Origin of the sequence: Sphingopyxis sp. DBS4 (assembly GCF_024628865.1) — a bacterium.
Lineage (GTDB): Bacteria > Pseudomonadota > Alphaproteobacteria > Sphingomonadales > Sphingomonadaceae > Sphingopyxis.
This window is the reverse complement of sequence record NZ_CP102384.1, coordinates 1369715-1381086: the sequence shown is the minus strand read 5'-3', so window position 1 is coordinate 1381086 and position 11372 is coordinate 1369715. Positions and strand designations below refer to the sequence as shown.

At 60.0% G+C, this 11372-nt stretch carries 10 protein-coding genes and 1 pseudogene; 2 read left to right on the top strand and 9 right to left on the bottom strand.

Annotated elements, in window-relative coordinates; genetic code table 11:
• Positions 1-26: 26 nt before the first annotated feature.
• From NP825_RS06395 to NP825_RS06365, 7 genes and pseudogenes are all read right to left on the bottom strand, one after another.
• Entirely contained in the window at positions 27-2753 is a 2727-nt protein-coding gene (locus tag NP825_RS06395) for a TonB-dependent receptor plug domain-containing protein (protein ID WP_257549537.1), read from the bottom strand.
• A 231-nt stretch (positions 2754-2984) separates the two neighbouring features.
• Complete coding sequence (locus NP825_RS06390; protein WP_257549535.1) at positions 2985-4526, bottom strand: IS66 family transposase; 1542 nt, start codon at positions 4524-4526, stop codon at positions 2985-2987.
• Between the two features lie 53 nt (positions 4527-4579).
• The gene (gene tnpB, locus NP825_RS06385) at positions 4580-4927 is read right to left on the bottom strand and encodes an IS66 family insertion sequence element accessory protein TnpB (protein ID WP_006963110.1); all 348 of its coding nucleotides are present in this window, start codon (positions 4925-4927) and stop codon (positions 4580-4582) included.
• A complete protein-coding gene (locus NP825_RS06380; RefSeq protein ID WP_082665348.1) occupies positions 4924-5343 on the bottom strand; it encodes a transposase in 420 nt (139 codons plus the stop codon). The genes tnpB and NP825_RS06380 overlap by 4 nt, the downstream gene beginning before the upstream one ends.
• A gap of 286 nt (positions 5344-5629) precedes the next feature.
• Positions 5630-6661 carry an alpha/beta hydrolase gene (locus NP825_RS06375; RefSeq protein ID WP_257551315.1) on the bottom strand — a complete coding sequence of 344 codons (1032 nt, stop codon included), beginning with the start codon at positions 6659-6661 and terminating at the stop codon, positions 5630-5632.
• A 64-nt stretch (positions 6662-6725) separates the two neighbouring features.
• A pseudogene (locus NP825_RS06370) lies at positions 6726-7446 on the bottom strand (integrase core domain-containing protein).
• A gap of 96 nt (positions 7447-7542) precedes the next feature.
• On the bottom strand, positions 7543-8301 hold the full coding sequence (locus NP825_RS06365; RefSeq protein WP_257549530.1) for a YafY family protein: 759 nt from the start codon (positions 8299-8301) through the stop codon (positions 7543-7545).
• Positions 8302-8343: 42 nt separating this feature from the next.
• Between NP825_RS06365 and NP825_RS06360 the strand changes: the two genes are divergently transcribed.
• Positions 8344-8793 carry a VOC family protein gene (locus NP825_RS06360; RefSeq protein ID WP_257549527.1) on the top strand — a complete coding sequence of 150 codons (450 nt, stop codon included), beginning with the start codon at positions 8344-8346 and terminating at the stop codon, positions 8791-8793.
• A 993-nt stretch (positions 8794-9786) separates the two neighbouring features.
• Here NP825_RS06360 and NP825_RS06355 read toward each other — a convergent pair.
• Positions 9787-10320 (bottom strand): homogentisate 1,2-dioxygenase, encoded by a 534-nt coding sequence (locus tag NP825_RS06355; RefSeq protein ID WP_257549525.1) that lies wholly within the window; start codon positions 10318-10320, stop codon positions 9787-9789.
• 4 nt (positions 10321-10324) lie between these two features.
• The gene (locus NP825_RS06350) at positions 10325-10666 is read right to left on the bottom strand and encodes a helix-turn-helix domain-containing protein (RefSeq protein WP_257549523.1); all 342 of its coding nucleotides are present in this window, start codon (positions 10664-10666) and stop codon (positions 10325-10327) included.
• Positions 10667-10751: 85 nt separating this feature from the next.
• Between NP825_RS06350 and NP825_RS06345 the strand changes: the two genes are divergently transcribed.
• A complete protein-coding gene (locus tag NP825_RS06345) occupies positions 10752-11078 on the top strand; it encodes a nuclear transport factor 2 family protein (protein ID WP_257549521.1) in 327 nt (108 codons plus the stop codon).
• The last annotated feature ends 294 nt before the right edge of the window (positions 11079-11372 follow it).

Sequence of the window (11372 nt, the reverse complement as noted above, 5' to 3'; positions counted from 1 at the left end):
CGATCGTTCGGTCCTCCCCCGATAGCTTATCTGCGGATGGTCAGCGAAAAGCCGAAGGTTCTGCCCAGCACGTCATAGGTGTCGGGGAATGTATTGAAGGCTCCCGGATTGACCGCAAGGGGCGGTTTTTTGGCAAAAATATTGTCGATGCCGAATGTGAGCGAAAGCCCTTCGATCGGTGGGCGAAGCGCGATGTTCAGATCGAAATAATCGAACGCAGCGATTTTGCCCACGCTGCCCGCCGTGCTGTCTTTGACCGATCCGATCCGTTTCCAGCCGAATTGAACGGTCAGCGGCTCGCTGTCCCAGGTGAAGGTGGCCCTGTGACGGTAATCGGGCACGACCAGCGTCACCAAATCAGATGAGCATGGCGCGCCATAACGGGCTTTGCAATCGACCGGTGTGAGCACCGCATTGCGCTGAATCGTGTAGTCGGTCACGAAGCTGCCTTGGTAGCCAAGGCTCCAATTGTCGCCCGGCAGGCCGAACGGGACATCGAAGTCATATTTGAAATCGACGTCGACACCTTCTTGCTTGATCGACGCTAGATTCCTGTCGTCGACGAACGCGTCCTTGATGAAACCTGTCACCGGATCGCGCGTGACCGCTGCGCATAATGGGTTGTCGGCGCGGGGGTCGGTTACATAACAGCTTGTGATCGCATCGATCGGCTGGATCTGGCCGACGGCATCACGGATGCTGATTTTGTACCAATCAACAGAGAGGCTGAGGCCGGGGATGAAACTCGGCGTGAATATCCCCCCCACGGTATAGGTCTTGCCTCGTTCCGCCGCGATATTCGCATTGCCGCCAAAGAAATAACCACCGGTAAGATTCGCCGGATTGTTCGCGTCATAGGCCGCGCGATACCCCTGCGCGGTACATTGCGTGATGGTCGCGGCACTCGTCGCGCCGACGCACGGATCGCCCGCATAACGCGGGAATAACCGGGGAACGGTACGCAGATTTGCGAAGGGGATCGAAAATACCGGGTTGGCAAACTCGCCGATATTGGCGTCGCGAATGACCGTCTGGCGGGTGGCCCGCAAGCGCAGATCATCGCTCACGGTCCAGTTGATGCCCAGCTTGTTGGTATCATAGCTGCGATCGGGCCCCACGGACTTTGCATACCAGGACTTCCGATAGGCACCTTCGATATTCAGTTGCTGGATCAGTGGAACGTTGGACAGCAACGGTACGACCAGTTCGCCGAACACCTCGTTGACCTTGACGAACGGCGGGATCGGTGGCGCGGATTCGGCGCCCTGATTGAACGACGTCCCCAGATCGGAGCCATAGGCAAAACGCCCGGTTTCTTTGCGGAACTCATAGCCGACGGTAAATCCGACCGGCCCCGCCCAACCGCCGAAAAAATCGCTCGTGTCGCCTGCAATATAGGCCGAAGCGACCTGCTGGGTGCGCTTGCGATCACCAAAGTCGAAATCGCGCAGGACGCTGGTGAAATCGCCGCCAGGGCCGAAAATATCGGTGGTGTTCACGAGACCCGCGAAACTCGCCTTCAGGCCGTCCCCTTTGACCGTGATCGACTCCTTGGACCTGCCATATTGATAATAGGCGTCCCAGCTGATGGCCGGCGTGATCTCGCCGCGCAATCCAATCTGGGCCTGGATATTATCCCGCTCGTTCTCGGCAAATGTCGGTCCCAGTTCGCCCAGCGAACGGCGGACATTGACGTTAGCAAAGCCGTTCACGAACGTGAGTTGCGCACGCGCTTGCGGATCGAGGAAGGGATTGGTCTCGGAAATCTGGACATTGACGCCTGCGGTGCCGGTCGTGGGCGGATTCTGGCCCGAGCGCGTGCCGCCTTGCGTTTCAACCTTTGAATACATGACCCGGCCGTAGGTTTCGACCCCGTCAAACAGCTCATATTTGAAGAAGGCATCGGCGTTGAAACGGCGGAGCGGCTGCGCAAGCAGAAACAGCGGCGTATAATCCGTAGATTGCGGTGTCAGCGTGAAAACGCCATTCGCATCATAGGAAAACGTACGCCCGCTTGCGACGTCGGTAAAATTGCCGCCGATCGGCAACGTGGCCGCGCCCTTTCTCGCAAAACGGCGGTTGCCGGCAAGCAGCGGGTCGCGATCGGTATATTCCACATAACCGACGATGCTGCCGCGATCGCCCAGCTTAATGCCGCCCATCAGATGGCCGCTCTTCTGCGATCCGCCACCGGCGACCGCGCGGTAGTTGATGTTTGCCTGCAGCCCTTCGAAATCGTCGTTGATGATGAAATTGACCACGCCTGCGACCGCATCGGCGCCGTAAACCGCTGCTGCACCGCCGGTAAGTACGTCAACGCGCTTCAGAAGCGGTGCTGGTATCGAATTGACATCGACGGCGTTGCGAAAGCTGAACGGCAGCGCCCGGGTCCCGTTGATCAGGACCAGCGTTCGGTTCTGCCCGAGATTACGCAGATCCAAGGTCTGGGCACCAAAGGCGTCGCTACCGACCGATGTCGAATTTACACCGCCGGCAAGTTGCGGGATCTTGACCGAAATGTCTTCTATGGTGACGGCGCGTTGCAGTTGGATCTGCTCACCCTCCAGCGTACTGATCGGGCTGGTGGACGACAGGCCGGCGCTTTTGATCCTGGATCCGGTAACGATGATCGCACCGTCATCCTCTGCCGCGACTGGCGCATCCTGCGCCAAAGCACTGGCCGGTGTCGTGGCCGCCGCCAGTCCAAGGACCGCGCAGCTGCCATAGAGTATTTTCGAACTTGTCCCTCTCATGCCCAAACCCCTTCCCATTACGGCTCTCGATCGAGTTGGCCACTTGTAATGCACTTGAAGGAAACCTGCAATACCATTTTAATACCAATATTGGCCGGTAGCGGCTTATCGGCGCCGGCAACAGGGGCCGAAACATCGACATCTCGTAGCGCATAGCCTCCTCAAGGCAGGCAAAGTCGCCTCAAGTCTCAATCGCGCAGTTGGTACGTAAGCGTGTCCTGAAGGCCGCAGCTACGCGGCCTGGGCGATCTGCTGCTGCTCGGACCGCCAGTTCCACGGCATGAGCTCGTCCCAGCGGGAGGCGGGCCAGCCTGAGGCGATCTTCTCAATGACGTCGGCGATATAGGCCTGCGGCTCGACCCCGTTGAGCTTGGCGGTCTCGATGACGGAGTAAATGGCGGCGGCGCGTTCGCCGCCAGCCTTCGACCCGGCGAACAGCCAGTTCTTGCGGCCGATGGCAATGGACCGGATCGCGCGCTCGGCGATATTGTTGTCGATCTCCGCGATGCCCTCGCCGATGTAGCGGGTCAGCGCATCCCAGCGCTTGCGGCCATAGGCGAGCGCCCTCGCCATCGCCGACTTGGGCGACAGGCGGCGCAGGGCGTTGTCGATCGCGCCGCGAAGCGCGTCGATCTGTGGCATTGCTTGCTCTTGCCGGTGTCGGCGCCGGACATCGGGCGGCTGACCGCGGACCTCCTCTTCGATCCGGTAAAGCCCGGCGATACGGTCAAGCAGGTCCGTGGTGAGCGGGGTCGGGCTCGTCTGGTGGCACTCGAAGATCTTGCGGCGGAAGTGCGCCCAGCAGGCGACCTCTTGGATGCGGCCCTCCTGGTAGAGCTTGTCATATCCGGCATAGCCGTCTGCCTGGAGAAGGCCGGTGAATGACCCCAGCTCGCTCTGCGGATGGATGCCGCTGCGATCGGGGGTGAACCGATACCAGGCGAGCGCCGGGGTTGCGGCGCCCGATGCGCGACCATCGACGACATAGGCCCAGAGCCGCGCCTGCGCGGTGCGGCCCTTGCCGGGCACGAGCATCGGCACCGGCGTGTCGTCGGTGTGGAGCTTGGCGGCCTTCAGTCCTTCCTCGCGGATGCGGCTCACGATGGGATCGAGCAGATGCGCGGCCTGGCCCGCCCAGCCGGCGAGGGTCGAACGATCGATGTCGATGCCCTGCGCCGCCATCATCTCTGCCTGGCGATAGAGGGGCAGATGGTGATCGAACTTGTTCACGACGACATGGGCGAGCGTCGCAAAGCTGGCCTTGCCGCGGGCGATCGCCTTCGCCGGCGCCGGTGCCTGGACGATCTTGTCGCAGGCGCGGCAGCTATACTTGGGCCGCACGGTGCGGATGACGCGCCACTGGACCGGTGCAATGTCGAGCTGCTCGTCGCTGTCGTCGCCCAGCGGGCGCAGCGCGCCGCCGCAATCGGGGCAGGTGCAGCTGCCGGCCTCGGGCTCGATCCGCCGTTCGGCGCGCGGCAGATGGTCGGGCAATGCGCGCACCGGTGAGGGTCGCTCGGCGGGTGCCCGCTCACTCGTTCGGCTGTCGGCGACCTCGGCTTCGCCTTCAAGCTCTTCGAGGGCAAGCTCGAGCTGCTCGATCTGGAGCGCGAGCTTCTCCGAGGACTGGCCGAAGGTCATGCGGCGAAGCTGCGCGAGCTGGTGGCGGAGGGTGTCGATCAGCGTATCGCGCGCCGCCAAAGCGGCTTCGAGCTCGGCGATCCGGGCGTCCTTGTCGATGCTGGAAGAGGCTGGTTCCGACACGCGGAACATCTAGCAAAAGTGGCTCCGCGATGCCAGTAAAACCCTCACTAATCCGCCACTTTTTACCCTGCGAGCAAGGGCGCCGCGGTGCGTTCGGGACGCCGCCAGTCAATGCCTTCGAGCAGCATCGAAAGCTGCGCCGCGGTGAGGCTGACCTTGCCCGCCTTGGTGATCGGCCAGACGAACCGGCCACGGTCCATGCGCTTCGAGAAGAGGCACAGGCCCTGGCCATCATACCAGAGCAGCTTGACCAGATCGCCGCGCTTGCCGCGGAACGCGAACAGCGCGCCCGAGTGCGGACTCTTCTCCAGCACCTGCTGCACTAGCACCGCGAGGCCGTCGAACCCCTTGCGCATATCGGTGGCGCCGCAGGCCAGATATATCCGTGTCGTCGGCGGTAACGGGATCATCGGGCAAGGACGGACATCACCCGTGCCAGCGCATCGGCATCGACCGCCGCGTCGACGGTGAGCCGCACGCCTGACGGCAGCTCGATCCCGATCTGGCCGCTGCCTGCCGTCGCCGGGGCCGGAACGGACACCTCCACCTCGGCGAACGAGGGTGCCGGCGTGCGCTTCGCTCCCGTCAGATCGCCAGCCAGGGCCTGTCGGCGCCACGTATAGAGCAGCCCGCTGCCGACCGCGTGCCGCTGGCACGTCGCCGAGACCGAGCCGTCGGGCCCGAACGCTTCGCGCAGGATCGCCAGCTTCTGATCTACCGACCAACGGCGACGCCCGCCCACGACCGCAATCCGACCGCTCATACGATCACTCATATGACCGGTCACAAGAGCACTCGCTCCCGACGCTCCGATATCCTCGCTCATCACCGCTCCTCGCAAAGAGCGGCTATCAGCATCCCGCAGCAGCTTCCCGCAAGGCGGCCTTCAGGACACGGTTACGTTGGTACTGACCCGAGGCCAGCACCAATTGATCAGAATAGAAAGTCGGGGATTTCGGCCAAGTGTATGCGGAGGGCTTGATTTTCTAACACCGATCGCTGCCGCTGGGGCGGGACGCCAGTCGTTCGGCCGTTGAACAGGATAGTGGCGCCATGGTTCGTGGGCCAGCCAGCGGTTCGTAGGAGATGAATCTCGCGTCGCTACGCCAGAATCAGCGCTCTATTGCGCCGATTTCTGCGAGCCAATTCTCGACAAGTGGCGGCCACGCTGCAACGACCGGGTGCTCCGATTTCCGCAAACCGAAGGCATGTCCACCCTTGGCGAATAGGTGGACTTCCGTTGGCACGCCTGCGCCGTCCAGAGCACGGGCATAGAGCGTGCTATTGCAGATATCGTCGACCGGATCGTCCCAAGCTTGGAGAAGGAAGGTCGGCGGCGTATTCTTCGTTACCCGTATCCCGGGATCCAGCGTGGCGTCCGAGCGACACAGATGACCGGGATAAAATGCAATGGCGAAGTCGGGACGGCTGCTTATGTTGTCGATCGCATCGATAGGTTTGTAGACCGGTTGGAAAATATTGCTGGTTTGCGCGACAAGATAGCCGCCCGCCGAGAAGCCCATAACACCAATTCTTTTCGGATCGATAGCTAACTCCTTTGCCTTCGCCCGTACCAGCCGGATCGTCCTTTGGGCGTCCTGAAGCGCGCGGAGAACCTTAGGTGTCACGGCACATTTGCATTCGCTATCCCAGTGATGATTGCTTTTAGGGACGCGATATTTGGACAAGATGCAGGTAATACCTTTCGAAGCTATCCAACCACATATCTCCGTGCCTTGCTTGGTGACGACGACGGCCTTGAACCCGCCACCCGGAAACACAATGATCGCGGCACCGGTGTTCCCTCCCTTCGGCGGAAAAATAGTCATCGTCGGCGAGGTAACGTCCCAAGCCGCCTCGGAAGTTCTTCCCTCGAGCGCGTCTGGCGTTTGGGCGATTTCGATCCTTTCGGATCGACGCGGTACGCCTTCCATATCGGGCGCGCCCTGTGGCCAGATCGGGATTTGCTTAAGACCCGCCGGGGGCTGCCAAACGCCGGAGATCCATCGATGATCCTTCTTTTGGTGGTTTGCTGGGGCGCTCGGCTGAGCCGACGCGGTTTGTGGCTTCCTCGTCGCGACGGAACCACCTACCAGACCCAATGTGCCAAAGATGAATGCAAGCAACAACGAGATTTTGCGCACCGCCAATTTCTCCGTCGTAACGAAACGCCGTCCAGTTGCTTGGCCGTATATAGCATGATTGTAACTAGGTGTTTAGTCCCTGCGTGTGATGGTGTGGTTTCAGATCTAAGATATCTGGCTTGGATTTCCAGAGCTCTTCGATGGATTCAAAGGGTGCTTTTAGGCGCAGGGACTTCAACTGCTTTGCGAAGTTATAGGTGACTAGCCAGTCGCGGACATGACGGCGCAGTTCGTTGTTGGACGTGTAATGGAAGGATATGACGGTGGCCACCTTGATGTGCGCACCGTCCGTTCGGTCTGGCCGTTGGTCCACGGATGATGGGGCTTGTGAGCCGGTCCTCAACGCCGTTCTGCTCGCAGGCACGTCCGAAGATATGGCCGATCCCTCCCATCGCACCGCCTTTGTCACGCTGAACGAGCTGCACGCCGTTGTCGGTGACGATCATGTGGATTCTGCAAGGAGCCGTCTTGATCAGCACGCGCAGGAAGGCTGTCGCGGCGAGCGTGGTCACCCGCCGTTAGATGCAGGCAAACACCAGCTTTGAAGTGCGGTCCACCGCCATATAGAGGAAGCCTTTGCTGCCTTCGTAGCGCAATTCCGCGATGTCGATGTGGAAGTAGCCGATCTCAGATTTTTTGAACTCCTTCGGCTTTTCACGATCCGCCTTCGGCAATCGGCTGATCCTGTATCGCTTCGCGTGCTGCGCGACCGGAACTTGCGATCGCTGAAGCTCGCCTCGAACAGCATGTGTGGTTTCGGCCTTGTCGTGTAGAACCTGTCCGATAGTTGGTTCCGCTGTGATGATGATATCTTACACCACCAAACACGGGAAATAAAAATCTAGCGTCAATCTAACTAACTGTTATAAATCCACCTAATTTCAGATCAGGTACTTAGGGTTTAAATAGCGCGAGCGTTCAACGTCCATTGCCGCTTTCCATTTTTTGCGGAGCTCAGAAATTCGCTCTGGTACCCGTTCACCCATCACTTCGGTGACCAGAAGGCGGTCGGTCCGAAAGTAGCGAAAAGCCTGCCGCAGCTCGCACCAGGCCGCCAGAATACGCCCAGCGTCCCGGTAACCGAGGAGAACAGGCCACACCACGCGTTGCGTCGTATGACCATCGTTGCCCCGATAAACGATGCTCAGTTTTCGCCGCGAGCGGATTGCAGCGCGTAACGCATTTGCGCTCGCGGTTTCCGGGCCAACCGCCACCGGGGCCACACTTGTGGTGGGATCGAGCACAAAAGCGCGCAGATGTTCCGGAACAACCGTCTCGATCTTCGCCAGCAGACTTAGGGCAGCAGCGGCCAACTCTGGCTCGCCGCGACTGGCAACCCAGTGGGCGCCAAGGACGAAGGCATCGATCTCGTTTTCGGTCAGCATTAGCGGCGGCATGTCGAAACCCCGTCCGAGCACATATCCGATCCCGGCCTCACCCGTAATCGGAACATTTCGGGCAGCAAGAGCCGCCACATCGCGATAGATCGTGCGTTTCGAGACTTCCAATTCGCGAGCGATAGCCTCGGCCGAAACAGGGCCATGCGCGCGGCGCAGAACCTGTATAATTTCGAATAGGCGAGGCGCGCGTCTCATAGTGGTTACATTGATCGTACCATGCTGACACCATGCTGTCAGCATGGCTGTGTTAGCGCCCAGGATAAGTTTAGCAGGAGATCGCAAATGGGCATTCGCAAGGCATTGATTGCCGCACTCGTCGCTACAGCTGGAATTGCATTACCCGCAGCCGCGCAGCCGCAAGCCGTTGATGCAAAACGCTTCGGAGTTTATGTGCTCGTCGCCGACGTTGATCGATCAGTTGCCTTCTACGAGCTCTTGTTCATGAAAGACCCGCAGGTGCGGACGCCCGCGCTTGTCGGGTTCGACGTTGCGGGTGGATTGTTCGGCATTGTGGATCGTGCCACCTTCGCTCCGGGAACGCCAGCGGGCGGTAGTGTGCGGCCATATATCCGCGTAGTCGACATAAATGCGGCGTTTGCGCACGTTAACACGTTGGCTCCAGGACGGATTGAAGATGGCCGGGTAACCACGGAAGGGCCGTTCAGCTTTTTCAGGTTTACTGACCCGGATGGAAATACACTGGAGTTTTTTTCGCTCACCGTCCCTCGGTAGCAATATGACGGTCAGCAATGGGACGGTCAATTGGTGGGAGCCGCCTCTCGAAATTGATTGATTCTCTAGCGATCTGCGAGTGCCGCTTCGTGAGCGTTGTCACGCATAGCCCTATCTTTCCCGGCCGAGTACCCAAAGAAAATTGCGATCCCGAGCAGGACGACAAAGGATGTCAAAAACTTGGCAAGTTTCCGTTCGACCGAGCGACTTTTTCCAGATTGTTCTGTCATTTGATGCACCTCGACGCGGTCACCTTGTAGCCCGAGAATCGGACGATTTCAAGATTCGTGCAGAGCCGCGCAACGGGCGCCCCTCAGGGAAATTATAGCATGGGGTTTGTCCAGAACGTTCGGGCGCCTGACTAGCCAGAGCTGCGCTCAGGGCATGATCGGTTACACTTATGATACCGCGGGCCGCCGGCTTACGATGAGCTAACCGGGAGGCGTCCTGACAGTCAACTACGACTATGACATCGTCGGCATATGAACAGGATGCGCGAGAATAGCGCGGCCAGCGGCGTCGTGATGCTCGCCGCTTGATGCTTACGATTCGTTCGGCCGCCGCGCGAACGTGTCGATCGGCATCGGCAGGGTACTGAGCTTTGTTATGACGCGGGCCAGTGGCTGCGATCAACCAGCGATCTCAGTCACGCGTCGACGACGCAAAACCTGGCCCAGACGTTCAGTTATAATCCGGTGAGCCACATCGCGAGCATTACGGGCAGCAACGCCGCCTAAGCTTAGGCGGCGCATTATAACGTCGGCCGTAGTTATGTCGCTGACGCTTCAATCGGACTATTGGGCGGCAACGCTTTAATTTGCCGACAGCCGGTTTTGGGCAGTCGTCCCGCGTCTGCTATGACTTGGATCAGGCGCAGACCTGACGTGTTCTCGGAAGCTCAAAGGTTCAAATGGCGACTTCCAGCGAGTTATAGTAAAGGTGTGCCCGAGAAGGCGGGGATGACGGAGGAATTTGGAGATTTCCTGATGCGAATCAATCGCGCAGGATCGCCATCGCGTCGATCGAGGCGGCGGGCGCGCTCGAAATCTGAAGCAGATAGCGGCCCGGTTCGACGTCGAACTCGACCATCTTGCGGATGCCCGAACAGTCCGGGCCGTGGCCGTGCGCGACCGATTTCACGAAAGCCCCGTCGCGGACGAGGTCGATCCACGCCCCCGCGCCGAGCGCGACGACCAGCCGCCCGGGCGTCTTGATCTCGATCGGCACCATGCCGCCATATTTGAAGGGGTCGGGCTTGCGTTCCGGGGGGGAGGCATAGCGCAGACTCTCGAACCTGTGCAGTTCCAGCCTCGTCCGCGCCGCGCCGAGCGACGGCCAACTCGCCTCACGCGGTTCGCCATAGGCATAGATGGTCTTGCTCGCCGCCGCGCGCGACCAGTCGGAAAGCTCGGGCGGGAGCACCGGGTTTGCGGGACAGGCCTGTACCGGTTTGGCCGGCGCGGCGGCAGCGCCCGCATTCGCCTCAAGGGCAAAAAGACCGGCGGCAAGGAATATTCCGAGTTTCATTCCATCACTCCTCCGCGTGGCCCGACCGAGCCTCGGCCCAGCTTAGCATGGCGTCGAGCGCGGGACATAATGCCTGTCCCCATTCGGTCACGCCATATTCGACCTTGGGCGGCACCTGATGGTGCACGATCCGGCGCACGATGCCGTCGCTTTCCATCTGGCGCAACTGCTGGATCAGCATCTTTTGCGATATGCCGGGAATTGCCCGTTCGAGGTCCGAAAAGCGCCTCAGAGGACCACCGAACAGATGAAACAGGATTACCAGCTTCCAGCGCCCTTCCAGCATCCGGAACGCCTGTTCGACACCATCGGCGGCTGTCATCGCCGTATGCCCTATCTTACTCATGGGTAAGTACCTTACTTTTTCGTGCGTTCTTGCGATTTTCACAGTTTAGAAACATCTTGGCGGCGAAGCAATCCAAGGAGCCCCCATGTCCATCGATCTGCCCCGCCCCATCGCTGCCTATTTCGCCGCCGACCGCGCTGACGCGGCCGCGGTCGCCGCATGCTTCACCGGCGAAGCCGTCGTCAAAGACGAAGGGAAAACGCATCGCGGCAAGAGCGAAATCATCGCGTGGAAGGCCGAAACCTCAAGGAAATACAGCTATACCAGCACACCCGTCGCGATGACCGAGGAGAATGGCAAGATCGTGGTTATATGCCATCTCGTGGGCAATTTTCCCGGTGGTGAAGTCGATCTGCGCCATATCTTCGCGATCGAGGATGGCAGGATCGCCTTCCTGCACATCACCATCTAGGTGACCTATTTTCTTCCAAACAGCCACTCGACATCGTCCATCGCGAGCTTGACCAAAGTTAACCCCATAAGAGGGGCCAGCTTTTCCGCCAAACTGAAGTGAGAACGACAGCTTTGGGGTGGGGAGCGGCCCCTTCCTAATTTTCGTCATTCCCGCGAAAGCGGGAACCCAGAGCGTGCGTCGGCTCCAACCCACTCTGGGTTCCCGCTTTCGCGGGAATGACGAGGATGAGAGATGCTGCGTGCGACTTTCAGTCTCTCGTCATCCCGGACTTGATCCGGAATCCATTCACGC

What these genes read in the sequence shown, in the direction of transcription:
- NP825_RS06395 (WP_257549537.1), bottom strand. Translation starts at nt 2,753, where the DNA reads ATGAGAGGGACAAGTTCGAAAATACTCTATGGCAGCTGCGCGGTCCTT.
- NP825_RS06390 (WP_257549535.1), bottom strand. Translation starts at nt 4,526, where the DNA reads ATGTTCCGCGTGTCGGAACCAGCCTCTTCCAGCATCGACAAGGACGCC.
- tnpB (WP_006963110.1), bottom strand. Translation starts at nt 4,927, where the DNA reads ATGATCCCGTTACCGCCGACGACACGGATATATCTGGCCTGCGGCGCC.
- NP825_RS06380 (WP_082665348.1), bottom strand. Translation starts at nt 5,343, where the DNA reads ATGAGCGAGGATATCGGAGCGTCGGGAGCGAGTGCTCTTGTGACCGGT.
- NP825_RS06365 (WP_257549530.1), bottom strand. Translation starts at nt 8,301, where the DNA reads ATGCTGACAGCATGGTGTCAGCATGGTACGATCAATGTAACCACTATG.
- NP825_RS06360 (WP_257549527.1), top strand. Translation starts at nt 8,344, where the DNA reads ATGGGCATTCGCAAGGCATTGATTGCCGCACTCGTCGCTACAGCTGGA.
- NP825_RS06355 (WP_257549525.1), bottom strand. Translation starts at nt 10,320, where the DNA reads ATGAAACTCGGAATATTCCTTGCCGCCGGTCTTTTTGCCCTTGAGGCG.
- NP825_RS06350 (WP_257549523.1), bottom strand. Translation starts at nt 10,666, where the DNA reads ATGAGTAAGATAGGGCATACGGCGATGACAGCCGCCGATGGTGTCGAA.
- NP825_RS06345 (WP_257549521.1), top strand. Translation starts at nt 10,752, where the DNA reads ATGTCCATCGATCTGCCCCGCCCCATCGCTGCCTATTTCGCCGCCGAC.